This is a genomic window from Myxococcus qinghaiensis (assembly GCF_024198215.1).
GTDB classification, from domain to species: Bacteria; Myxococcota; Myxococcia; order Myxococcales; family Myxococcaceae; genus Myxococcus; species Myxococcus qinghaiensis.
The window spans coordinates 44,995-68,829 of the sequence record NZ_JAKCFA010000026.1; the positions used below are offsets into that span (position 1 = coordinate 44,995).

The 23,835-nt window shown below is 67.7% G+C and carries 23 protein-coding genes; 12 read left to right on the forward strand and 11 right to left on the reverse strand.

The features are described 5' to 3' along the window. The first annotated feature begins 19 nt into the window (after window positions 1-19). Window positions 20-409 carry a DUF1304 domain-containing protein gene (locus LZ199_RS37030; protein ID WP_253998511.1) on the forward strand — a complete coding sequence of 130 codons (390 nt, stop codon included), beginning with the start codon at window positions 20-22 and terminating at the stop codon, window positions 407-409. A gap of 66 nt (window positions 410-475) precedes the next feature. Here LZ199_RS37030 and LZ199_RS37035 read toward each other — a convergent pair whose 3' ends face one another. The 3 genes from LZ199_RS37035 to LZ199_RS37045 all read right to left on the reverse strand — a co-directional run bounded on the left by LZ199_RS37035 (window position 476) and on the right by LZ199_RS37045 (window position 3,324). Continuing rightward, window positions 476-1,303 (reverse strand): hypothetical protein, encoded by an 828-nt coding sequence (locus tag LZ199_RS37035; protein WP_253998512.1) that lies wholly within the window; start codon window positions 1,301-1,303, stop codon window positions 476-478. A 204-nt stretch (window positions 1,304-1,507) separates the two neighbouring features. Then, window positions 1,508-2,401, reverse strand: a complete 894-nt coding sequence (locus tag LZ199_RS37040; protein ID WP_253998513.1) for a hypothetical protein — start codon at window positions 2,399-2,401, stop codon at window positions 1,508-1,510. A 41-nt stretch (window positions 2,402-2,442) separates the two neighbouring features. Then, window positions 2,443-3,324, reverse strand: coding sequence for a DUF6345 domain-containing protein (locus LZ199_RS37045; RefSeq protein WP_253998514.1), 882 nt, complete (start codon window positions 3,322-3,324; stop codon window positions 2,443-2,445). 251 nt (window positions 3,325-3,575) lie between these two features. Here LZ199_RS37045 and LZ199_RS37050 point away from each other — a divergent pair, with 251 nt between their 5' ends. Together LZ199_RS37050 and LZ199_RS37055 are read left to right on the forward strand one after the other, a co-directional pair. After that, window positions 3,576-4,313, forward strand: a complete 738-nt coding sequence (locus LZ199_RS37050) for a class I SAM-dependent methyltransferase (RefSeq protein ID WP_253998515.1) — start codon at window positions 3,576-3,578, stop codon at window positions 4,311-4,313. Between the two features lie 21 nt (window positions 4,314-4,334). Next, on the forward strand, window positions 4,335-4,826 hold the full coding sequence (locus LZ199_RS37055) for a hypothetical protein (RefSeq protein ID WP_253998516.1): 492 nt from the start codon (window positions 4,335-4,337) through the stop codon (window positions 4,824-4,826). Between the two features lie 76 nt (window positions 4,827-4,902). Here the strand turns inward: LZ199_RS37055 and LZ199_RS37060 are convergent, their stop codons facing one another. Beyond that, window positions 4,903-6,465 (reverse strand): amidohydrolase family protein, encoded by a 1,563-nt coding sequence (locus tag LZ199_RS37060; protein ID WP_253998517.1) that lies wholly within the window; start codon window positions 6,463-6,465, stop codon window positions 4,903-4,905. A 612-nt stretch (window positions 6,466-7,077) separates the two neighbouring features. Here LZ199_RS37060 and LZ199_RS37065 point away from each other — a divergent pair. The 5 genes from LZ199_RS37065 to LZ199_RS37085 all read left to right on the forward strand — a co-directional run bounded on the left by LZ199_RS37065 (window position 7,078) and on the right by LZ199_RS37085 (window position 12,029). Continuing rightward, a complete protein-coding gene (locus tag LZ199_RS37065) occupies window positions 7,078-8,601 on the forward strand; it encodes a carboxypeptidase-like regulatory domain-containing protein (RefSeq protein WP_253998518.1) in 1,524 nt (507 codons plus the stop codon). Between the two features lie 114 nt (window positions 8,602-8,715). Next, window positions 8,716-9,330, forward strand: coding sequence for a hypothetical protein (locus tag LZ199_RS37070; protein ID WP_253998519.1), 615 nt, complete (start codon window positions 8,716-8,718; stop codon window positions 9,328-9,330). A 29-nt stretch (window positions 9,331-9,359) separates the two neighbouring features. Continuing rightward, the gene (locus LZ199_RS37075) at window positions 9,360-9,995 is read left to right on the forward strand and encodes a hypothetical protein (RefSeq protein ID WP_253998520.1); all 636 of its coding nucleotides are present in this window, start codon (window positions 9,360-9,362) and stop codon (window positions 9,993-9,995) included. Between the two features lie 47 nt (window positions 9,996-10,042). Beyond that, the gene (locus tag LZ199_RS37080; protein WP_253998521.1) at window positions 10,043-10,954 is read left to right on the forward strand and encodes a hypothetical protein; all 912 of its coding nucleotides are present in this window, start codon (window positions 10,043-10,045) and stop codon (window positions 10,952-10,954) included. A gap of 43 nt (window positions 10,955-10,997) precedes the next feature. Beyond that, window positions 10,998-12,029, forward strand: coding sequence for a pyridoxamine 5'-phosphate oxidase family protein (locus LZ199_RS37085; protein ID WP_253998522.1), 1,032 nt, complete (start codon window positions 10,998-11,000; stop codon window positions 12,027-12,029). A gap of 28 nt (window positions 12,030-12,057) precedes the next feature. Here LZ199_RS37085 and LZ199_RS37090 read toward each other — a convergent pair whose 3' ends face one another. Next, window positions 12,058-12,318 carry a hypothetical protein gene (locus tag LZ199_RS37090; RefSeq protein ID WP_253998523.1) on the reverse strand — a complete coding sequence of 87 codons (261 nt, stop codon included), beginning with the start codon at window positions 12,316-12,318 and terminating at the stop codon, window positions 12,058-12,060. Window positions 12,319-12,596: 278 nt separating this feature from the next. On the opposite strand from LZ199_RS37090, the gene LZ199_RS37095 reads away from it, so the two are divergent. Then, entirely contained in the window at window positions 12,597-13,355 is a 759-nt protein-coding gene (locus LZ199_RS37095; protein WP_407667292.1) for a trypsin-like serine peptidase, read from the forward strand. Window positions 13,356-13,518: 163 nt separating this feature from the next. Further along, window positions 13,519-15,123, forward strand: coding sequence for an LVIVD repeat-containing protein (locus LZ199_RS37100; RefSeq protein WP_253998524.1), 1,605 nt, complete (start codon window positions 13,519-13,521; stop codon window positions 15,121-15,123). Between the two features lie 59 nt (window positions 15,124-15,182). Here the strand turns inward: LZ199_RS37100 and LZ199_RS37105 are convergent, their stop codons facing one another. Beyond that, window positions 15,183-16,088 (reverse strand): NADP-dependent oxidoreductase, encoded by a 906-nt coding sequence (locus LZ199_RS37105; RefSeq protein ID WP_253998525.1) that lies wholly within the window; start codon window positions 16,086-16,088, stop codon window positions 15,183-15,185. 221 nt (window positions 16,089-16,309) lie between these two features. Continuing rightward, a complete protein-coding gene (gene gspC / locus LZ199_RS37110) occupies window positions 16,310-17,185 on the reverse strand; it encodes a type II secretion system protein GspC (RefSeq protein WP_253998526.1) in 876 nt (291 codons plus the stop codon). A 216-nt stretch (window positions 17,186-17,401) separates the two neighbouring features. Between gspC and LZ199_RS37115 the strand changes: the two genes are divergently transcribed. Next, a complete protein-coding gene (locus LZ199_RS37115; protein WP_253998527.1) occupies window positions 17,402-18,247 on the forward strand; it encodes a hypothetical protein in 846 nt (281 codons plus the stop codon). Between the two features lie 43 nt (window positions 18,248-18,290). Here LZ199_RS37115 and LZ199_RS37120 read toward each other — a convergent pair whose 3' ends face one another. From LZ199_RS37120 to tgt, 3 genes are all read right to left on the reverse strand, one after another. Beyond that, entirely contained in the window at window positions 18,291-19,154 is an 864-nt protein-coding gene (locus LZ199_RS37120; RefSeq protein WP_253998528.1) for an alpha/beta fold hydrolase, read from the reverse strand. Between the two features lie 223 nt (window positions 19,155-19,377). Further along, a complete protein-coding gene (locus LZ199_RS37125) occupies window positions 19,378-20,223 on the reverse strand; it encodes an MnmC family methyltransferase (RefSeq protein WP_253998529.1) in 846 nt (281 codons plus the stop codon). Next, window positions 20,220-21,389 carry a tRNA guanosine(34) transglycosylase Tgt gene (gene tgt, locus LZ199_RS37130; protein ID WP_253998530.1) on the reverse strand — a complete coding sequence of 390 codons (1,170 nt, stop codon included), beginning with the start codon at window positions 21,387-21,389 and terminating at the stop codon, window positions 20,220-20,222. The genes LZ199_RS37125 and tgt overlap by 4 nt, the downstream gene beginning before the upstream one ends. A 212-nt stretch (window positions 21,390-21,601) precedes the next feature. On the opposite strand from tgt, the gene LZ199_RS37135 reads away from it, so the two are divergent. Next, entirely contained in the window at window positions 21,602-23,200 is a 1,599-nt protein-coding gene (locus LZ199_RS37135) for an ABC-F family ATP-binding cassette domain-containing protein (RefSeq protein WP_253998531.1), read from the forward strand. Between the two features lie 25 nt (window positions 23,201-23,225). Here LZ199_RS37135 and LZ199_RS37140 read toward each other — a convergent pair whose 3' ends face one another. Then, the gene (locus LZ199_RS37140) at window positions 23,226-23,675 is read right to left on the reverse strand and encodes an RrF2 family transcriptional regulator (protein ID WP_253998532.1); all 450 of its coding nucleotides are present in this window, start codon (window positions 23,673-23,675) and stop codon (window positions 23,226-23,228) included. Window positions 23,676-23,835 lie beyond the last annotated feature (160 nt).

Genomic DNA, 23,835 nt, shown 5'->3' on the forward strand with positions numbered 1-23,835 from the left:
ATCCCGGAGGGGAGTCATCATGTCGTCACTGGCGCAAATCTTCGCGGTCATTTCAGCGCTCATCCACGTGTTGTTCTTCGTGATGGAGAGCATCCTCTTCTCGCGGCCGGAGGTGTGGATGCGCTTCGGGCTGAAGTCGCAGGCGGACGCGGATGTGCTGAAGACGATGGCGCTGAACCAGGGCTTCTACAACCTGTTCCTCGCGCTGGGCGTGCTGGTGGGCGTGGTGCTGGTGAACAGGGGCGCGGTGACGTCCGGAGTGTCGGCCGTCGTGTTCGGCTGCGCGTGCATGGTGCTGGCGGCGCTGGTGCTCGTGTCGAGCAACCGTCACTTCGTCACGGCCAGCCTCGTCCAGGGCGCGCTGCCGCTCCTGGCCATCTGCCTGGTGGTGGTGCAGTCGCGCGGGTGAGGCCACGAGGCGCTCCGGAGGACTCCCGTCCGAAGCGCCCCATGGATTGCGTCAAGTCACGTCACCTCAGGGCAGCTTCACCTCGATGAACGCGACAGGGACGCCACCGTTGGACCACGAGAGGGCCTGGTCACAACTGAACGTCCACTGCGCCGCGGCCCAGACGGGATAGAGGCCCGGCTGCTGCGGGGCGATGAGCGTGAAGGACTGCTCCGTGACGTTCACCACGCCCCCGCCACTATAGAGGCACGCCTTGGAGCCCTGCTCGACTCCGAAGATGACCTGGGAGATGCAACTCGGGCATCCCCCCGCCGCCGCGTTGATGGAGTAGTTCGTGGTGATGGTGACGGGCGCGCCCGGGAAGACGTTGATCTTGTGCGAGGTGTTGCCGTTCAGCTTTACCTTGGACACCGAGCCCCAGCTCCACACCCACGGGTCTCCGTGGACGCCCACCAGCCCCAGCGCGGGCCCACCTTGCGTGACGGACCGAGCCACCTCGCAGTCCGGCGTCCGCGCGGGGCTGGCCCACAGCGGGTAGATGCCAGGGGTGGGGGGTGCGGTGAGCTTGAACTCGGCATGGCCCTGAAGCGTCCCCACCCCACTGTAGATGCACTCGTTGCTTCCCTCGGGGAGGCCGAAGACGAGCTGCGTGTTGCAGTCGATGCAGGGCTCGGCGACGTTCCCCACGAAGAAGTCCGTCGCCACGACGACGGGCATCCCCGGACCGGTGGCCACGGTGCGGTGCCCCGGCCCCACCGTGACATCCGTCACGTTGATGAGAGGCCCCCACTGGAAGTTGTTGGAGGGCGGGAGGGGAACCTGCCCCTGGGCGTGTCCCACGCCCGCGAGTCCCAACCCCAAGACGGCAATCCAGCGCGCTACGCTTGTCTTCAAGGACATAAGGCCTCCTGGCACCTGGCCAGTCCCGGACGAGGGGGATTCCCCATCCGCGAGAACTGCCCCTCTCCGACTTCGGCCGTATTTCCTTGTGATTCCGAACAGACAAATCCTGGCAGTTCCCCCACCAGCGCAAGCCGGCAGGCAATGACAGGGGTTGCGAGGACCCGAGGGAAAACCCCCGGGTCCATCGCCACACGACTACGGCACCGGGCTGACGTCCACGTCGATGACGCGCGGCTCCTCGGTGTGCGTGGTGCCGGTGCCGGCGGCCATCGAGGCCCCCACCACCAGCGTCAGCGCCCAGTCCCCCGTGGCGAGCCGGGTGGGCACGTACTTCCAGGACAGGCGCACGGCGCCCGTGGTCTCCCCTTCGGCGACCAGGGCGGCCGTGGCGCGCTGCTGGATGTCCGCCGTGCTCAGCCGGGTGCGCAGCAGGTGGCCCGTGCGCGCCAGGGCCGGCCAGGAGATGAGCGCGCGCTGGAAGGTGCCATCCACGCCGTGGGACACCACCGCGCGGTGGCCCTGGACGCGGATGCCATTGATGGCGCGCATCACGAAGGTCTTGTAGCGGTGGAGCTCCGGCACCGCGGTGACGCCGGTCTCCTCCGTCTCCAGATAGGACTTCACCTGGAGCACCTGGCCCATCTCCGAGGTGGGGATGCCCCAGCGCTGCAGCCGGGCGATGGCGGTGCGCTGCATCACCGCGGGCTCCTGGGGGACGGCGGGGCCGCTGCCCAGCTTGTTGAGCACCAGCGCCTGCCCCTCGGACGGGTCATTCTCCAGCGTCCAGGTGCGCGACTCCAAATCCTTGCGCGAGCCGAGCGTCCCCGTCGTGGTGAAGGTCTCGGTCGAGCCCACCAGGGCCCCCTGCAGCACCGAGTCGTTGAAGGCGGTGCGAGGAAGCAGGTCGGTGGGGATGCCCCCGGTGGGCGGAGTGGCAATCAGGGTGGTGTCGAACACGAAGCCCGTGGTGGTCGCGGACGCGACCTGCGTCTGGGGCTCCACGGGGTCGACGACGGGAACCGGGCTGTCGCAGCCGAGCGCGGCGGCGAGTGGGAGGGCGGTCAGGAATCGGATGAGTTGGGTCTTCATGGCGTTTCGTTCTCTCTGAACAGGGGCGAAGGAGACGGGGGTCAATCCGGCAGCTGCTGGCCGCCGGAGGGGTCACAACCGCCCACGTAGAAGATGGTGGAGGCGACCTTGGCGCCGGTGTTCTTGCGGTCCCTCCAGCCGCCCGCCTCGAACATCGCGACCCGCTGCGCCTTCGTCTCGCCGAAGACGATGGACACGGGGCAGTCGTCGTTGTTCGCGCCCGGGTCCTTGTCGTAGGCCTCGTCGATCCAGTTCTCCCCCACGCCATCCGACCGCGACTGGGACGCGTAGCGCTTCACGTAGTCCTTCACGAAGCTGCCGCACGACGAGTTCCCGTGGAAGGCATTCCACATGGTGAAGCCGCTGGTGCTCGTCACGAGCGCCGTGCGGTAACCGCCCTGCTTCCAGACCTGGTAGTCGCCCGACTGGCAGGCCTTGATGACGGCGATGTTCAGCTTCCCGTTGCCCAGCCGCATGTGGGTGTCCGTGATGGCCGAGCACGCGTCCAGGTTGCTCCCCATCACCAGCCAGCTGTTGAGGTTCGTCTCACTGTGGCCGCCGTGCGTGTGGACGTAGAGGACATCCGCGTCGTCCACGCCCGCGTTGACCTGGGTGTCCTTCGCGTTCGCCGCGCTCCCCTTGGACGCATCCGTCCAGAGGTCCGTGCGCGCGCTGGTGTTGTTGAGCGTGTGGACGTCCGTCCACAGCCCCGCGCTCATCAGCGTGGTGAAGTAGCTGGCGAACTCCCCCGCCGTCTGCGTGTGGACGGAGTGCGACTCGGCATTGCACTGGCCGCTCGCCGCGCCGTTGAAGTTCGCGATGCCGTAGACATGGGTCTCGTTCGCCAGCGCCGCCGCGGGCAGGAGCAGCGCCCCCGCGAGCGTCGCGCTCGTCCACTGCCTGGTGTGCTTCCGGAGCTTCATGGTCCTGCTCTCCCCCCGCGTGGGGTGTCGATGGTGGGCCTGTCACGGCGGGAGAGGCACACGCGGTGGCGCCGTGCGTTCTCCGGCCTCGGCTCATCAACGAAAGTCGCGGGGATTTCCCCTCACCGGCCTCGTGCGTGGGTTCCCACATCGACGCGGCGCGGGGTGTGGTGACACGATGTCCGGGTCGCCCGGCCCCTCCTCCGGCACCTCTCGGGCGCCTCGAACGTCACCTGGAAAGGTCGTGGGCCATGTCGGCGCAGTATGACCAGATTGGAGAGAAGGTCGCGGACTGGGACGTGCTGCCGGTGCGCTCGGAGTACATCGAGGGCTACACCTTCTTCAAGGTCTTGGGCCCCGTGGCCGGGCAGGACGTCCTGGACCTGGCCTGTGGCGACGGGCTGTACACGCGACAGCTCAAGGAGCGAGGCGCCCGGCGCGTGGTCGGCGTCGACATCTCCGAGGAGATGATTCGCGTCGCCCGGCGAATGGAAGCGGAGCGGCCGCTGGGCCTCGAGTACCACGTGTCGGACGTCGCCGACCTGGCGTCCCTGGGCACGTTCGAGGTGGTGACGGCCATCTATCTCCTGCACTACGCGCACTCGCCGGAGCACATGCTGCGAATGTGCCGGAACATCCATGCGCACCTGAAGCCGGGCGGCAGCTTCGTCACCTATTCGTTCAACCCCGAGTTCAGCGCGCTGGGGCCCAACAGCACCCCGTATGGCATCACGATGTTGGACTTCCCGGAGTCTCCTCGGGAGGGGCAGATGATCTCCGCGGAGCTGCACACGAAGACGCCCTTCACCATCCACTTCTCCTATTGGAGCCGGGACACGTACGAGCGCGCGCTTCGCGAGGCGGGCTTCCGAACCCTCACGTGGATGCGTCCCGAGTGCTCCCCCGAGGGAATCGCGCGATATGGCCGGGAATTCTGGCGGGACTACCTGGAGAACCCTCACGCGGTGGCGCTGCGCTGCGAGCGGTGAGCCCCGAAAGGAACGTCCCGCATGTCGCCTCCCTATTTCGTCCTGCGAGTGGAAGACCCCCAGGACGGAGCCCGCGCCCGGCTCCACTACAAGCGCGACCAGCCCACGCGCAGCTGGATGACCGGCGTGGCCTTCGCATCACCCCCGCCCACGCCCATCCTCCTGGAGCTGCGCGGGACGGACGAGGAGGGCTGGGTGCTGGGAGATGTGTGGCTGACGCCCCTCTGCGTCATGTCCCATCGCCTGCATGCGGTGCTGAAGCAGGCGGGCGTGGACAACCTCGCGACCTACCCCGCCATCCTGAGAGACCCGGTGACGGAGACGGACCACACCGACTTCGTCGCCTTCAATCTGGTGGGCAAGCGTCCGAAGGCGGACCCGGCAGGGGCCCTGTTGTTCCGCCTGGAGGAAGCCGTGAATGTCATCGTGATTCACGACACGCTCCGCCGCGCGATCGAAGCCGCGGGCATCGACACGTTGACCTTCCTCGCCCCCAAGGACTTCGCGGGCTGAGGCGGCGTCGAGGAGCCCGCACGTGAGTGCGAGACGGGGCTCCTCGACGGCCGTCGACCAGGTGCGCCTGGCTCACTCAGTCCGCGAAGCGGTCCTCGAAGGTGGAGAGCTGCCCCTCCAGCCGCCACTGCAGCGCGGCGCGCTTGTGCGCACCGAGGTAGCCCTGGCAGGCGGAGGACGGGTTGGCCCCGCCCGGCACGTCCTGGGCGCAGGCGCCGACGCGCTGGGAGAAGTCATCGCGCCGGGCCCAGAGGCTGTCTCCCTCCACGAAGGCGTGCTCCATGCTGGCGCGAGCCAGCTGCTTGAGCGTCTTGTAGTCGAGCCCCTGGACGGTGGCCGCGGCGATGTACTCCTGGGTGATGTCTCCGCGAAGGATTCCGGAGTCATCCGTCGCCAGCGTCACGGGCACCTTCTCCACGAGGTACGCGGAGAGGGGGTGGTCGGCGCCCTTGATGCCGAGCAGGACGTTGTTGGAGGACAGGCAGATCTCCACCAGGACGCCGGCCTCGTGCATGTCGCGCAGGAGCGCCTCGACGCCCTCCCCGTCCGTCTCGCCCAGCACGTCCACGCCGTGGCCAATCCGCTCCGCGTGGGCCAGCTTGACGGCGTTGCGGATGTGGAAGCGCAGGTGGCCCTGGTCCTCGGGCTTGAGCACCTCCGGAATCAGCTCGCCCGCGTGGAGGGAGACGTGGACCTCCTTGCGGCCGGGTGTGTTGTCATTGTGGTCATCCAGCGTGCCCAGGGCGAACATCTCGTCGTTGTAGTACGCGAGCGAGTTCGCGTGCTCCTCGGGTGACACCAGGTTGACGCCGACAATCTCAGGCACGCGCTGGGCCAGCTCGAAGGCATACACCCACTGGCCGAAGACGTTGGCCCGCGCCGCCGTGCGGTTGGCGGAGACGAGCAGCCGCACCTCCACGTCACAGCCCGGGTCCGCCTGGGGCGTGCCACACTGGAGCAGCTGCCTGCTCCCTGAGAGGGTGTTGGCGATGCTGCCGGCCTGACGCTCCAGCGCCGCCTGGAAGTCCGGCAGGGCGATGAGCAGCTCGCGCTTCGCCAGCAGCGTCGGCGCATCCCAGACATCCGTGGGGGAGAACAGCGGCTCCGCGAGCCGGCCGCCGGTGCTGGCGCCGAAGCCCTGCATCAGCTCCACGTACACCTGGTTGTGGTGGCCCGCGCGGGAGATGATGTCCGCGTAGCTGTCGTCGTTGCGGGCATCGGTCTGCACCGCGCCGTACTTGCCGAAGGCATCGAAGAAGTGCTGGTGGGCGGCGAGCAGCGGACCGGAGAAGCCTTCCATGGACCAGGCCCCCATCACCGCGTCATAGAGAGTGCGGTCCGTCGCGGTGTTGGACAGGGGCGTGGCCCCCTGCTCACAGGGATTGCTCGCCACATAGGTGGTGGTGTTGACGCATGCGCCATCCTCGGCGCCCCACTGGATGAGCTTCTCCGTGGTGATGGCGCCGGAGGTGTGGCTGTGCAGGTCGCCGCCCTTGGGCATGTCGCGAAGGAAGGCGGCGAGCGCGGTGGGGTTCCCCCTCAGCGACTCCATGTGCTCCTGGGTCCGCTCCTCGGGGTCATCCTTGCACGCACTCAGGCCCAACCCCACCACGACGACGAACACCGAAAGCTTGCTCATGTGGACGACCTCTCAGGCGGAAAGGCCTGATGAGAGTCTTTTCTGGAAGGCCGGTCTCTGACCTCCCGGGGCAGGTCTTCGTGTGGATCTCCACGGAACGAGTTTCCAGAAGAGGTCAATCACAACCAAACACAACACGACAATGTCACCTGTTCACCGGCTCACCGCGCGTCCAGGCCCGTCGACCGAGGCCCCTGGCCGGCCAGGCCTGGACCGCGTCATCCGCGACACCCGGCTCCAACTGCATTTTTCCACGCGCCACGACCAATACCTCTCACCGCCCAAGGCATACACAGGGTATTCCCTTACAACAACCCCCCATTGACGGCCAACGAACAGACAACTCATACTGGCTGTCAATTCTTGGAAGGAAGCTTTTACCGGTCCCGCGGCATGGGGGGGATGATGACACGGTTCGCACGAACAGCAGCTCGGAGCGGGCTGGGCGCATGCGCATGCATGCAGCTCGTGGCCCGCGGACCTTCCGCCCCGGGCGCCACACATGGCGCTGTCAGACCTTTGTTACCCCTGTAGCCCCCGTCGCAAACCCAACCCCCCGTCAGGAAACTCCGCGAGGCACTTCGCCTCGCGGCCTTGGAGGCGTGTATGCAAATGCTGTCGACAAAGGCCGTCCTCAGGAATCTCCCCTCGCTCGTGATGGCCCTGTGTCTGGGCCTTGGCTCGTCCGTCATGGCACAGGAGTACCAGCGCTTCGCTGGACGCCTGTCCGACAAGAACACCGGAGCGGCGTTGGTGAGCACCATCAGCGTCAACGGCGTGCGCAAGGCCACGACTTCGAACGGCTCGTTCGAAATCTACGTTCCGACCGCCGCGCGCTATGTCCTGGATGCCAGCCTGAATGGCTACATCCCCACCTCCCTCATCCACACCAGCCTGCCGCCAGAGCATCTGGAGGTACAGCTGACGAAGGCGGAGACATTCGCCATCAACCCCACGCAGAACGTCGATGTCACCGACAGCCGGGGCACCCGCATCACCATTCCCGCCGGATCGCTCGTGGACTCCCTGGGTCGCCCGGCCCCGTCCTCCGTGCAGCTCCAGCTGTACACCTATGACCTGCGCAACGAGCAGATGGTGGGCGACATGAGCGCCATCGACTCCAATGGGCAGCCCGTCGCCCTGGTGAGTGTCGGTGCCTTCTCGGCGGAGTTCCGCGACTCCGCGGGAACGTTCTACAACCTGGCCAGTGGCCGTTCCGCTGGCATCAGCTTGCGCGCGGATCCAGGCAGCGCGTTCAGCGGCGCGGTGCCGCTCTGGTGGTATGACCAGACCCGGGGCGTGTGGGTGGAAGAGGGAGTGGGCACCGTGACGGATGGCGTCGCCACCGGTCAGGTGCGGCACTTCACGGTGTGGAACTTCGACATCAAGCTGGCGGCCCCCGCGTGCATCAAGCTGGCCATCGACCCCACGTTCTTCTACGCCTCGCTGGGCGGTTCGGCGAATGTCCGCCTCAACGTCGTCGGCACGGCCCAGAGCCGCAGCGGGACCGTCACGACGCCCGGTCCGCACGCGACCTACAACCTGCCGCCGCACACCAACGTCGAGGTCTTCATCAACAACGTCCCGTACGGAGTCGTCAACACGGGCGCGCCGTGGGGCGGGACGGGGACCCCGACGTATCCCTATGACGTGTGCAACGGCAAGATGCTCAACATCAATGCCTCCACGGTGCAGACGGGTACCTTGAAGGGCAAGGTGCTGCGCCAGCACCGCACGAGTCATGGCGGTGTCACGGTGACGGCATACCGTGGAAGCACGCCGGTGGGCTCGGTGGTGACGGACGCCGCTGGCAACTTCTCCGTGCAGGTGTCCGCCGGGACGACGTCGGTCATCGCGGCCAGGTCGGGCTATCTCTCCGCGCAGCGCGCCACCTTCAGTCTCGCCGCGGGTGCGACGATGGAGCTGCCCACCGTGCAGCTCTTCGCCGGCAACACGGACGGCGACAACGACATCGACTGGAACGACATCAACGCCATCGGCTCGGCGGTGACGAACCCCCTCACGGCGGTGGGCTCGAACGACCCGCGTGACGTCAACGGCAACGGCTTCATCGACTGGGATGACTCCACCAAGGCCTCCGCCAACGGTGGGTTTGTCGGCCCCCGTATCTGGTAGCCGCCGTTGAAGTGAAGTGAGCGCGTGGCCGGGATGGCAGCTCCGGCCACGCGCGGCATCTCCCCACTCTTGAAATCCAGACCATTGAAAAACCATCCAGGCATCGAGGGACAGATGTGGCTTTCGCGCGCGGCGATGTGGACGTGCATGGTGATATGCGGTTCCCTGACGCTGTCGGCCTGTGGTCACCCCTCGGGCGCGGGTGACGAGGAGGACGGGCCCACGCTGGGAGGCGTCGAGCAGGCCACGTATGCGGGTGACCTGGGACGAAGTACCGAAAAGGCGCTCGCGACAGGCAACACCTGTGGGAAGACCAGCGACTACAGCCCGAGCTGCGCCTTTGGCCCCGCCGCGCCAGACATGGTGTATCTCTGGAGAGCCCCCAGCACCGGTATGTTCAGCTTCACCACGCTCGGAGCCAACTTCGATACCGTGCTGGAGGTCCGCCCCTACAACAGCACGACCCAGTCCCTGGCCTGCAATGACGACATCGGGCCTGGAAACCAGCAGTCCGTGGTGGATGTCCCTCTCACGAGCGGACAGGTGGTGCAGATCATCGTCGACAGCTACGGAAGCCAGTGCGGGAACTACATGCTCACCTTCGGGAAGAACTGCAACCTCTGCCATCCCACCGTGATGGCCATGCCTTCCGACGGCACGCCTCCGCACGCATCCTTGCAAGGCAGGCGCGGGCCCCGTCCAGACATGCCCACCGCCATCACCCCATGAGGCCCTTCGCCTTCTCGAAGGTCCGCCGCATGAACTCCCAACCAGACATCGAGGAAACAATGTGGCCTTCTCGTGCGCTCCTGCTGGCGAGCCTGCTGACCTGCGGTGCCCTGGCGCTGGCAGCCTGTGGTCGCGCCTCGGACGCGGGTGATGAGGAGGACGGGCTCGGGCTGAAGAGCCTCGCGCAGGCGGCGTATGGAGGCGACCTGGGTCAAAGAGTCGGAGACCCCATCGCGACGGGTAGCACCTGTGGGAAGACCAGTGACTACAGGCCGAGCTGCGCCCTGGGTCCCCCCGCGCCAGACCTCGTCTACCTTTGGACCGCCCCTCGCACCACCATGTATACCCTTACGGCGGCAAGCCCCAACTTCGATACCGTGTTGGAGGTCCGCCCCTACAACAGCACGACCCAGTCCCTGGGCTGCAATGACGACCACAGTCTCGGAACGCATGATTCCAGGCTGAATCTCAACCTCACCCAGGGGCAGGTGGTGCAGATCATCGTCGACAGCTATGGAACCCAATGCGGCGACTTCAAGCTCTTCCTCGGGGACAGCTGCTCGACGTGCCACTCCGACATGTTGACGCCGCCCCCTGGTCTCGAAGCGTCGCCTCACGACAGGAAGTGTCGCCGTCCAGAGGTGCCCGCCGTTTTCACGCCATGAGGCAGCTCCTTTTGATTGTCTCCGGGACGCACATGAAATCGCAGACCTTGAAGCACTCTCTCGGGAGCCTTCCCGCGCTCGTCGTCGCCCTGTGTCTGGGCCTTGGCTCCGCCGCAGTGGCCCAGCAGCCCCAGCGCTTCACGGGAAGGCTGACCGACAGGAACACCGGCGCCGCGCTGGTGGGAAGCCTCGCCGTGAACTCGGCGTGGGACTTCAACCTCGTCCTGTCACCGGGAGTGGCGGCCTGCATCAAACTGAGCTTCGAGCCCACGTACTTCTACAACACGCTCGGAGGCTTCGTGACCCTGGGCATGAATGTGGCGAGCGCGCCCAACCAGGTCATCTCCGCGCCCATCACCACGCCCGGGCCGTATGCCCTCTACAACCTGCCGCCGGGCACGAACATCCGAATCCAGCTCAACAACCTGCCGTACACCTTGGTGGACTCAGGGCCCCCGTGGGGTGGCACCGGCCTTCCGCCCACCCCCTATGACGCGTGTCGCAAGTTCAGCGTCGGCACGGCCAACGTGCGCGGCGTGGTGCGACGCCAGCACAAGCCGGCGCATGGTGGCCTCACCGTGCGGGCCCTGCGAGGAAGCACCGTGCTGGCCACGACCACGACGGATGCCTTGGGGAACTACACGTTCGATGTGACTCCGGGCGCCATCTCCATCACCGCCACCGGTCCCCAGCACCTGTATGCCCAGCGAGAGAGCTTCAATGTCGCCCTGGCCTCCAACACCTACGTGCCCCCGGTGACGCTGCTCGCGGGAGACCTGGACGGAGACAATGACGTCGACTGGAACGACGTCTCGCTCGTGGGGCCCTGCGTGACGGAGCCTCCCACCCCGGTGAGCGCGAATGACGCTCGCGACATCAATGGCAACCTCCTCATCGACTGGGACGATGTCGCCAAGGTCTCCGCGAACACGGGCCTGGTTGCCCCCAGCCCCTGGTAGCCAGTGAAGTTGCAAATCAATCTCAGGGTGACATACTGGCGCCATGTCCCAGGTCCAGACTGTCGAGGCATTGGAGCAGCTCGTCGGCTCGCGCCCGCTCGGGGTGATGATGAAGTCGCGGGACGCGCTGGATGAGCACTGCGTCCGGCTGCTCGCGGTGTCCTCCTTCGTCGTCATGGGCTACGTCGACGTGGACGGACACGCGCGCGCCACGGCCGCCGGGGGGCCGCACGGGTTCGCCCGCGTGGTGGACTCCACGCACCTCTGCTTCGAGCTGGCCGACCCCATCGCCCTCAACCCCACCGTGGGCTGCGGGCTGCTGTTCTTCGTCCCCGGCCTGGGCGAGACGCTGCGGGTGAACGGCACCGCGAGCGTGGAGGGGACGACCCTGCGCTTCACCGTGGAGGAGACCTTCGTCCATTGCGCCAAGGCCATCCTGCGCTCCTCCCTCTGGAAGCCGGCCGCTGCCACCCCGCCCCCGGCCACGGGCATGGCACCGGGGCCGGTGGGTGACGTCGTCCTACGGGACTGGCTCGCTCGCACGCCCTTCGTCGTGCTGGCCTCGTGGGATGCCCAGGGGCGCGCGGACACGAGCCCCAAGGGCGACCCGGCGGGCTTCCTCCGACTCGACGGGACGCGGCTGGCCGTCGCGGACCGGCCCGGGAACCGCCGCACGGACACGTTCCACAACGTGATCGAGCAGCCCCGCGTCGCCCTGCTCGCCTTGATTCCAGGAGAGGCCCGTGCGCTCGAGTTCTCCGGCGTCGCTTCGCTCACCACCGAGCCCGCGCTCCTCGAGTCGATGGCGGTCGCGAACAAGGTGCCGAAGATCGCCCTGTCGCTCGACTTCAGCGAGGCCCGGCTCAGCTCCGGGCGCGCCATCACCGACGCCGGCCTGTGGGACACCTCACGCCACGTCCCGGCGAGCCAGCTGCCGAAGATGTCCGACGTGTTCGTCGTCCACGTCAAGCGCAGCGCTCAGACGGGAGCTGCCGCGGCGACGGTGCGCGCGCTCGTCTCCAAGCGGCTGATGAGCTGGGGCCTGTCGCAGGACTACAAGAAGAACCTCTATTGAGTGAGCCGGCCCGCCACCCGGGTCCTCGTCACTTCGACGGGCGCACCATGCGCGCTCGGACCGGAGCACGTCGGCTCGCGCGGCGACGCCACACGCGCCACAGCACCACGGGCGCCACGAGGAGGACCATCGCGGCCACCAACACTGGCCACCAGACCTCCAGCAGGATGAGCAGGAGGACCGGCCACGTGTAGACCTCCAGGTCACCTTCGGAGGACGCGTGAGCCGGGAGCGCGGTCAGCAGGGCGGTGAGACATCCGACGACAACAGCCCCATGCACGTGTCGCATGAGGACTCGGGTGCAGGCCTCCCTCACAATGCCAAGACACCGCATGACCTCTCCCTGGATGGATGGGCCGCTGAACCTGCGTTCATTGACCCTGCAACTCAAACATTCTAAGAAGTTCAGGGTCCGCCCGATACGCCCGTGATGGCGCGTCGGAGCCACCCCCTCAAGGCAAGAGGCACCACGCGATGTTGACGGAGACGGGCGAGTCCATCCGCGGCGGCATCCCCGCGCTGAACAAGCTCGACCGGGCGACGAGGCGTGGGCTCCCTGGTTCGACGATGACGATGACGATGTGGCGCTCGCTCCTGACGGGCACCCTGCTCCTGGGCCTGTCCGCCTGTGGAGGCAAGTCGACGCCCCCCGAAGTGGAGCCTTCCGTGTGCGAGGCGCCGACGGAGGCGAAGGTGAGCGGCTTCACGCAGTGCGGACCGACCAGCGACCTCACTCCCGTCAACAGCTATCAGGGTGAGTTCGCGCTCCTCCAGGAAACCGAGGGCGCGGTCGTCCTGCTCGACGGACGCTGCACCGGGACGTTGATAGCCGCGAGCGCGGGGCCGGTGGTGCTCACCGCGGGGCACTGCGTGGGGCTCGGGGACCGCTCGCTGGCGGTCTTCAACTTCGAGGACCAACCCGATGGCGAGGAGCTCATCACCGAGGGCACCGTCATCGAGCAGGCGATGGAGCCCGACTACGCGCTCATCCAGTTCGACGTGCTCCCCGCCGGGATTGCTCCGCTGCTGTTGACGACCCGGAGCAGCGAGCGGCTGGCCGTCATCCAGCACCCCCGGGGCCGGCCCAAGGTCATCGCCGAGGGCAACTACCTCGATTCGTGCAACCGGCTCGTCTACTACAAGGATTTGGACACCCTCGTGGGCACCTCCGGCGCGGGCGTGCTCAACCGCCAGGGACACGTGCTGGGCGTCCACACCGACGGCGACTGTGACGCGTCCGGCAAGGGCGCCAACAGGGGCTGGACAGCGGAAGCGATTGTCGAGGCGTCCGAGTATCTACAGGCCGTGGACATCGCCGACCGCTGAAGCCAGGTGTGACGCGTGAAGCCATGTCAACGTGGCTGAACACAGCCGCGCGGGTGCTTGTCATGGCGCAAGTATTCCCCTGGGGATGAGGGAGTTGGGACCCGGAGCTGTCTGAATGGGTGTCCCGCGAATCACGCGGGGTGCACACCTCGAAAGGTCCCCCATGACAGACACCCTTCGCTCGCTCCGGGCGCCGCTGGCCATCGTGCTCCTCCAGCTCCTCTCCGGTTGCGAGGACTCCCCCTCCCCTTCGACACCCGACGCGGGGCCGTATGTCTGGGACGGGACGTACACCGAGCTCGAGGACCCTGGGGACTGGCAGGATCCAGGTCCGCTCGCCCCGTGCTCCTCCAGTGCGGTCGCCGCGCAGCAGGGCGCCTGCGATGACCTGTCGCTCTTCGACGTGTCGCAGTGCGATTCGCAGGCCCTCTCCGCGATTCCACCGGAGGGCATCTACCTGTCCGACGGCCGAGGTGAGCGCCAGCTCGCGGACGGCGGCGTGGGCATCGTCAGTGTCCCCATCGGCTTCCTGCTCAAGGAGGACGGCGGGACGATGTACGACGAGCCCCTGCGCTTCAAGGAGACGCAGGGAGGACGCTTCTCCCTCATCGGCCGGCTGACCCGCACGGACCTCACCGTCTCCATGGTGGGCTGCAAGACGCCCGCTCCGAACGTCATCACCGGCTGCTTCGCCTACTGCCGCCGGGGTCGGCTCAGCCTCAAGGGCACCTTCGAGGCCCACCGGGTGGCCCTGTCGACCGGGGAGCCCGAGTCCTCGGGGGGCCTCAACCTCGTCTCCGAGCGCTTCGTCCCGGTGGGCCTGCCCGCCGACATCTACGTCGCCAAGGGCCACGCCTACGTCGTCTCCCTGCCGGACAAGGGCCGGGCCGGCGGGCTCACCGTCATCGACGTGAGGACCCCCACCGCGCCCGTCGTCACGACGACCATCACCCTGCCCGAGGACAACTCCTGGAACGGGGTCTGGGCCAAGGGCGATGCCCTCTACGTGGCCAGCAACGGCACGGGCCCCATCGTCTACGACATCTCCAATCCCGCCCTCCCCACCTTCGTGAAGAGCCTGCCGACGGGGGACTTCGGCGCGCACACGGTGCTCGTCGACAATGACCGGCTCTACGCCATGGTCCCCAACACGGGCACCCACGTCTATGATTTGACGGAGCCGCTCAATCCCGTCCTGCGCACCATCATCTCCCTGCCCGAGGACGCGGAGCTGGGAGGTCCGCACGATGCCTTCGCGTACGAGAACCGCCTGTACATCAGCAGCTCCTTCGGCGGCTACAACGTGGTGGACGTCACCCACCTGGACAACGTCAGCCGGCTGGGCCGCTACGAGCGCTCCATGGATGAATACGCGCACCACAGCGCGGTGGGCACCTTCGGCGGAAAGACCATCGCCTTCGAGGGCGGCGAGTTCAACGCCTCCCACGTGCGCGTGCTGGACGTCACCGACCCGTCCCGCATCGTGAAGATTGGCGAGTTCCGCATGCGCAAGGTCACGTCCATGCACAACCTCATCCTGCGCGGCAACCTCCTCTACGTGGCCTGGTACCACGAAGGGCTGCGCGTGCTGGACGTGTCCAATCCCACCAAACCCAGACAGGTGGCGCACCACCACACCTTCCGCGAGAGCGACCCGTTCCGGGGCGACAGCATCTTCGAGGGCGCCTTCGGCGTCCGCATCCCCGGCGACGGCTACGTGTATGTCGTCGACTCGTCGCGAGGCCTGCTCATCTTCAACGAGCTGTAGGGGCCGGGGGAGCGTCATGCCCGGGCACGTGAGACGCCCGGGCTGACGCTCCTTGGGGATCAGTTGACGAGCAGCACCTTGCCCGAGCCGCCCTTCTCTGCGTGCTTCTGGGCTTCCTTCGCCTCATCCATCTTGAATGTCTTGCCAATGGGGATGAACAACTCGCCCTTGGCCACGCTCTCCCCCAGTTGCGCGAGCCGGCGGCCGTCCGGGTGCGAGTGGAAGCTGCGCACCTCGAGCCCCTTCTCCTTCGCGCCCTTCGGCGGCCCCACCACGCTGCCCACGATGCCGCCGCGCTTCACCTTGTCCAACACCACCGCCACGGCCTCGCCGCCCACCGTGTCCGCCACGGCGTCCAGCGTGGGCAGCTTCGCGACGTCTTTCGGATCATCCAACGCGACGACCCCGTCCGCCCCAAGCTTCCGGGCCTCCTCCAACTGGGTGGTCCGCACGCCGGCCCAGACCTTCGCTCCGCGCGCCTTCGCCGCGAACAGGGCGGCGCGACCCACCGCACCCACCGCGCCGGTGATGAGCACCGTGGCCCCCTTGGCGACCTTCATCTGCTCTTCAATCAACTGCACGCCCGTCAGCGTCACCAACGGCAACGCGGCCGCGTCCTTCAGCTCCAACGCGTCGGGCACCTTGGCCCATACGTCCACGGGGGCAACCACCGTCTGCGCATAGCCCGAGGACACCACGCCCATCACCCGGTCGCCCTGCTTGAAGTCCTTCACGCCCTGCCCCACCTCGACGACTTCACCCGAGACGTCCCTCCCCAGGATGGCGGGGAACGTCATGGGCATCGCGTCCTTCATGTCGCCTCGACGAATCTTCCAATCCACCGGGTTGATGCTCGCGGCGGTGACGCGGACCTTCACCTCGCCCGGCCCCACCTTCGGCTCGGGCATCTCCTGCACGACGAGGTTCTCCACATCTCCATAGGCCTTCAGCACGACTGCTTTCATGGATGCCTCCCTGGATGAAGCGGCACGAAGCGCGCTCCCGCAACGGAGCAACGATAAGTACCGACGGAGGGAGCGCCATCGGGCGCGACCGCTTGCTTTCTTGACTCCCCTTCACGAAGCCCCTGAGAGACAACAGGCGCGCTGGGCTCGCCAGCCAGCCTGGGTGCGGCAAAGGCCCTGAGTAGCAACGGTGTGCGCCCCCTGGAGGCAAGCCCGCGGTGTCACGGTCGCAGGTCGTAGACCTTGCGCAGCGCCAGGCCGCCCCGGTCGATGTCGACCTCCAGGTGCCGGGACTTCTTGAGCAGCATGTACTGCTCCAGCGCCTTCTCCGTCGAGTCGAGCGCGACGCCGTTGATGCGCTGGAGGATGTCTCCATTCTGGAGGCCCAGCTTCTCGTACACGGAGCCTGGCCGGATGGAGAAGAGCTTGAAGCCCTGGGGCGTCCCCTCCCTGAACGCCGGAACGATGCGCGCCTGTGTGAGCGCGGAGCCCTGTGTCCACTGGTCCAGGTCCAGATAGGTGTCAGGCACCTCGTAGGCGTGCTCGCCCACACGCCGGATGCCTCCTCCACTGTCGCTGCTCGCCGACACCGGAGTGCCGGTCGACGGTGGCCCCCCGGGCCCCTCGCGGTCGATGACCTCTTGCTGTCCTTCCCGGGTGACGATGATGCGCTCGCGCTCGATGACGATGACCTCCGCGTCCTGGAGCACGTCCCCCACGCGGAGGCTGCGCACCCGCCGACTGTCGAGGTCCTCCACGGACGCAAGCGACCAGATGGGCTCGCGCGACGTCAGCGTCCCCACGAGCTTCGCGCGCCGCGCGCTCCTTCGTGGCCCATCATGGGCGGCGGGAGGGACGACCGGGTTCCGCTCCTTGACGCCGAGCAGACGCGCCAGTGGCTCGCTGCGCAGCTCCAGCCGTGCCTCGGTGCGGGCGAACCGGATGGGCCCCGACGGCGTCGAGCCCAGGCCGGAGACGGGAATCTCGAGCTGGAACGCGGTGATGAGGTGGAGGGTGCGCGCGGCAATCAGCGCGGCCACCAGGATGAAGGCACAGCTCACCAGCCAGAAGTGCTTCTGGAGCAGAGTTCTCATCATGGCGACGGGCATGAGCAAGCACGGGGCCAGGGAAAGCCACACACCGGGCCTCATTCGGAGGACACCGCATCTCCGAGCGAAAGCAACACACGGCGAGTGCTCGCGGGATTGTCTGGACTGTCACGGGGCGGCTGTATGTCCGAGACAAGCTGTCACGATGGACGCTGCTGTCCCCGCTGGGGTATTCAGCCGCCCCTTCACTTCGCGGAGCCGTGCATGTTCATCATCTCTGGCAGTACGCCGAAACAGCAGGAACTCGGCGAGCAGCGCGCGCCCTGCCCCGACTGCCACCAGGAGACGGCCCAGCGGCTCCAGCGTCACTACCGGGTGATTCACGTCTTCTGGTTCCCGCTCTTCTCGTTGGGAACGAAGTACGCGCGGGTCTGCGGGCGCTGCAACCTGCGCTCGGAGGTGCCGGAGCAACAGGTCGGCCCGGTGCCGGTGGCGCCGCTGCTGCACCGCATGGGCGGTCTGTTCCCGCTGGCCGCGCTGACGTTCTGCTGCGTGGGCTTCCCGCTGGTCAGCGCGGTGGGCGCCTTCGTCTCGGGTGATTCGGGGAGCCCCGCCCAGGAGCAGCAAGCGGGCAGGCAAGGCTTCGACCAGCGCTTCGAGGCCCAGGCCGAGGACGTGGCCGTGGCGACGACGGTTCAGTCGAAGCTCGAAGCGCTGGGCCACCGGTCGATGGAAGTCTCCGCCAGCTCCGCCTCCGTGAAGGAGCACGTCATCCGCGTCATCACCGCGCAGTCGCCCCGCCTCAAGAAGGTGAGCGACGGAGACCGCATCCGGCTGCTGGAGCTGATGGAGGCGGAAGCGGACAAGGGCTTCGTCAACGACGAGGTCTTCCTGGGCCTCCGGGGCAGGCTGCTGTGGGGCGGGTATTCCCACCGCGCCCCCGGTGGAACGTGGCAACGCGTCGTGGACGGCACCACGGCGAGCCCCATGGTGGATGCCTTCGAGGCGCTCCTCGCGCGCGAGGCCGCGCTGCCTCCCTCCGCGCCGGATGCGGTTCCCACGCCCGAGCCGACCGCCGCGCCCGCGGTGGCGGACGACACGGCGCGGTGAGCCCCATGCCCCCGGTGCTCATGGCCCGGGGTACTTCACGCGGTCAGCGCGCCTGACGGACTTCCGAAGCGGGCGGCTCCAGCGTGTCGAGGAACGCGAAGATGCGGCGGGCACACCCCTCCGGGTCCTCCAGCGGGAAGAGGTGGCCGCCGGGGAACTCCTCGAGCCGGGCCCCCGGAACGACCTTCCGAGCGCGCGCGAAGGCCGAAGCCGCGAGCGTGCGCGTGTCACGCCCCCGCACGATGAGGGTGGGCACCGAGATGGAGCGCAGCGAGCTCCACAGGCCCTCGGGCGTCGTCTCGAAGACGCGGGCCTCCCAGGCACGAGGGATGGTGAGCTTGAAGCCACCTTCCGCCGCCTCCGTGAGCCCATACGTGACGTAGTCCTGGAAGCAGTCCGGGTCGAAGCTCTGGAACAGGGGCTTCTTGCGATAGCTCGCGGCGGCCTCCTCGCGCGAGTTCCAGTGCTCCCTCCGGCGGCGCGCCAGGCTCGCGGGGGGCACCCGACTGCGCTGGCCCAGCAGCGTCAGGGTGTCGAGCACCAGCTTGCGCATCCCCGAGAACAACACGGGGTCCAACGTGACGATGGCGCGGAAGAGGCCCGGCTCCTTCACGGATGCCAGCAGCGTCGCCACGCCGCCCATGCTGTGACCCACGCCGATGACGTCCTTCAGCCCGGCGGCGCGAAGGGCCTGTGCCAGTTCGTCCGCCATGTCGTTCCAGGTCCGCATGGCCAGCGGGTCCGAGCCCGGCACGAGGCAACGGCTCCGCACGGAGACGACGTGGTAGCGCGTCTTCAAGCGCTCGATGAGCTTGCGGTAGGTGCCCGGGGGGAAGCCGTTGGCGTGCGCCAGGTGCAGCACGGGGCCGGTGCCGCCCCAGTCATCGAGTTGAAGGGCCTCGCTCATGGCCCTGTCGGGATACCGCGAACCGCGCCCGCTGTCTCGCGCCTCGGACGCGTGGACCGGGTGCAAGGCACTCGCGCGGCAGGGGCCGCCAGCCGTCCCTGGCGGCCGGAGGCTCCCGCCACCACTTCGCCCAAGTCGTCCCATGGGGGCGCGCGCTCACTCGCACATCCATTCCCTTGCATGAGGAGGAATCAAGCGCCCAATCCATCACATGTGGCTGGCTTCAGCGCCACTGCGGATGGGCAAGCACACGAGCCTCGATGTCAGCCGTCAGCGTGGCCCCATGCGGTGCCCGGGACGATGAGCGCGTCCAGCGCTCCAGCCACCGCGTGCCCAGGGGCGCTGCCAGGGATTCGCGGCGCGTGGAGGCCACCGTCGTCTCGCCCTTCGTCCCCGTGGCCGCACCCGCCCCCACGAAGAAGCCCGCCAGCAGCAGCGTCACCCGCGTGGGCGTCGCGGCGCTGTAGGTCAACAGCAGCGAGCCCTCCCCGTCCTCGCGGCAGTGGCGGCGAACCCGGGCGAGCACGCCCTCCGTCCACATGTCCGGGTTCGACGCGGGGGAGAACGGATCGAAATACACCAGGTCCGCCACCGGCAGCGCTCCGTCCAGGAACGGCACCGCGTCTCCCAGGTGCAGCCGCCAGCGCAGGCCCGCCTCTTCCCAGACACCGTCGCGCATCAGCGTCTCGGCCGCCTCGCGAAACGGCTGCAGGAATGGGAAGCCCGCCGCGTCCGCCAACGCCAGCCGCAGCGGCGCCAGGTCCACCTCGAAGCTGATGACCTCCAGCGTCCGGCGACGCGCGGCGCCCAGCTCGCGCGCGCACGTCAGCGCGGCCACCGCGTTGGTGGCGGCTCCCAGCCCCACGTCGTGGATGACCAGCCCAGGCCCCTCCTGGGACAGCCGCTCCCCGAGCCGGGGCTGCTCCACGTAGAGGCCGAGGGCCTCCTTCCACGGGCCCACCGAGGGGTGCATCACCTCGCCATGGCCCAGGTGCCGCACCGCACGCGAGCCGTTGCGCAGCGTGACGAGCTCGAAGTCCCCGTCGCGCGGGTTGCCCTCCTCGCTCATCCGACTTCCTTCAGCGTCACCTCGTTCGCGCTCGCCCCTTCCTTCAGGTCCTTGGGCGTGGCGATGGCCACCTTCAGCTCGCGCGCCACCTGCTCGTAGGTGCCGGACAGGATTCCCGCGCGGATGCGGCCCATCAGCTTCTGGTAGTGCCGCACGTTGTGCACCGACAGGAAGCGCGAGCCCAGGTGGTGCTTGCCGCGCATCAGGTGGTGCAGATAGCCGCGCGTGTAGCTCTTGCACACGTAGCAGTCGCACTCGGCGTCGAGCGGCTCGTCCGCCAGCCGGAACACGTTGCGGGTGATGCGCACCAGGCCCTGGAAGGTGTACGCGTAGCCCTGCTGCGCCATCTTCGTGGGGATGATGCAGTCGAACATGTCCACGCCGCGCAGCACCGCCTCGATGAGGTCCGTCGGCGTGCCCACGCCCATCAGGTAGCGCGGCTTGTCCTTCGGCAGCGACGCGGTGGTGCGCAACGTCATCGTCTCACGCTCCGCCTTCGTCTCGCCCACCGCCAGCCCGCCGATGGCGAACCCGTCGAAGGGCAGCTTCGTCAGGAACTCCGCGCTCTCGTCGCGCAGGTTCGGGAAGACGCCGCCCTGGACGATGCCGAACATCGCCTGGCCCGTGTCCACCTTGTCCTTCGCCGCCAGGCTGCGCACCGCCCACCGGTGCGTGCGCTCCATCGCGTCGCGCGTGCCCGCCTCGTCCGTGCGCGAGTCGATGCACACGTCCAGCACCATCATGATTTCGGAGTTGATGGCCTGCTGCATGGCGATGCTCGACTCGGGGCTGAGCAATTGCCGGCTGTTGTCGTAGAAGCTGCGGAAGTGCGCGCCCTTCTCCGTGATGAGCCGGTCCTCCGGCAGGGAGAAGATTTGAAAGCCGCCCGAGTCGGTCAGCACGCCCCCATCCCAGTTCATGAAGGGGTGGATGCCACCGAAGCGCTTGAAGACCTCCGCGCCGGGCCGGAGCATCAGGTGGTAGGTGTTCGCCAGCAGGATGCTGGCCCCCGTCTCCTTCACCTCCTCCATGCCCAGATGCCGGAAGGCGGCGTGCGTGGCCACCGGCATGAACATGGGCGTGGGGAAGGCTCCGCGCCGGGTGTGAAGCACTCCGGCGCGGGCGCCGGTGGGGTCGGTGGTGATGAGCTCGAAGCGAACGGCCATGGGCGGGGGCTTATACCCGTCATCCCTCCCCCACGGTCCACCCGTGTCGCCCGTTCCCCCACCGGCCGGCCGGGCGGGGCCACAAGAGCCCGCTATTTCAGGGCATTTTTCGTTGTCTGCCGGGCGTTCAATGCGGTCACCGCGAGACGGATGGAGCGCGATTCCACGCTTCCTTGGCCGCTCCGCGTCAATTCCGCTACAAAGCGCCCGCCATGTTCAACGTCATCAACGTCTCCAAGGCCTACGGGCCCAAGAAGCTTTTCGAGGAGGTCAACGTCACCTTCTCACCGGGCCGTCGCTACGGCCTGACCGGCCCCAACGGCGCCGGCAAGTCCACGTTCATGAAGATCCTCGCCGGAGACGAGGAGGCCGACATGGGCAACATCGTCCGGCCGCGCAAGCTGGGCATCCTCCGCCAGGACCACTTCCGCTACGAGGAGGAGCGCGTCCTCGACGTCGTGCTCATGGGCAACCTGCCCCTGTGGGCGGCCATGTCGGAGAAGAACAAGCTGCTGGCCAAGTCGGACATCACCGAGGAGGACGGCAACCGGCTGGGCGAGCTGGAGGGCGTCATCGCCGAGGAGGATGGCTACTCGGCGGAGAGCGACGCGGCCACGCTGCTGGCGGGTCTGGGAATCGAAGAGGCCTTCCATGAGGGCCCCATGCGGCAGCTGACCGGCGGCCTCAAGCTGCGCGTGCTGCTCGCCCAGGCGCTGTTCGGCAAGCCCGAGGGGCTGCTGCTCGACGAGCCCACGAACAACCTCGATATCGACTCCATCCGCTGGCTGGAGAACTTCCTGCACGAGTACGAGGGCGTGCTCATCACCATCAGCCACGACCGGCACTTCCTCAACTCCATCTGCACGCACATCGCTGACATCGATTACGAAGCCATCATCCAGTACAACGGTGGCTACGACGACATGGTGCGGCAGAAGTCCCAGCTGCGCACCCGCGTGGAGTCGGAGACGGAAGAGAAGAAGAAGAAGATCGCCCAGCTCCAGGACTTCGTGGCGCGCTTCCACGCCGGCACCCGCGCCTCGCAGGTGCAGAGCCGCATCAAGCAGATCGACAAGCTGAAGTCGGACGACCTCAAGCGCTCCAACATCGCGCGCCCGTTCATCCGCTTCGACCAGAAGGTCGTCAGCGGCAAGCAGACGCTCATGGTGGAGGGCATCAGCAAGTCCTTCGACGGCGTGCCCGTCATCCGCCCCTTCAACGCGCTGGTGTGCAAGGGCGAGCGCGTCTGTGTCATCGGCCGCAACGGCGTGGGCAAGTCCACCCTGGTGAGGATGCTCGCCGGCCAGCTGGAGCCGGACACCGGCAAGATTGGCTGGGGCCACCAGGCCACCGTCGGCTACCTGCCGCAGGACCACCACGGCGTCGTGCGCAAGGGCACCACCTGCTTCGGCTGGCTGCGCGACTTGCATGACAAGCTCACCAACGAGGAGATTTCAGGCGTGCTCGGCCGGATGCTCTTCTCCGGTGAGGAGCGGATGAAGAACACCGACACCCTCTCCGGTGGTGAGACGGTGCGACTGCTGTTGTCCAAGCTGATGATCATGCAGGACAACGTGCTGGTGCTCGACGAGCCCACCAACCACCTGGACCTGGAGTCCATCTCCGCGCTCGCCGAGGGCCTGCAGAAGTACGAAGGCACGGTCATCGTCGTGACGCACGACCAGGAGCTCATCTCCGAGGTGGCCACGCGCATCTGGTCGCTGGAGGCGGGCCGCGAGGTGCTCGACTTCAACGGGCCCTACGCCGAGTTCCGCGAGAAGCACGCGGCCTCCGCGGCCCAGCGCCGCTGAGCTGGAACGCGCCCTCCCGCGCCGCTCAGCCCGTCGGGTTGAGCGCGCGGAAGCGGGCCGTCAAATCCTGGGACATCTGGGCCACGGTGGTGCCCTCCAGGCTCTGCTTCAGCGCGGCCTCCGCGCGGCCGAAGACACCTTCCAGATACTCCGCCACGCAGGGGCCAATGGTGCAGTCCGGAGCGGGCCCCACCGGGTGCCGGCCGAACAGCTCCGCGCCCTCCTCCACCGCCTCGTAGATGTCCCGCAGGGTGATGTCCTCGGGGCGCCGGGCCAGCGTCACCCCGCCGCGAGCGCCCCGCTTCGTCTCCACCAGCCCCGCACGCGCCAGGTCGCCCAACAGCCGCCGCACCACGACGGGGTTCGTCTGGATGCTGCGCGCCATCGCCTCGGACGTCAGCGGTCCAGCCGCGTCACCCGCGCACTTCGCGAGCATCGCGAGGATGTGCGCCGCCATGGTGAATCGGCTGTTCACTCGCCCTCCGGGCTGGAATGGAGACCTCGAAGGTTACCTATCGTCCGCCCCGACGGCATGCAACCCGGCATTCCCCGACTGCCGGGCTGCTTGTCCGCTGGGAGCCCCGGGACTCAGGGATTCACGAGTCCAAAGGTACCCGAGGGCGTCAGGCACCAGG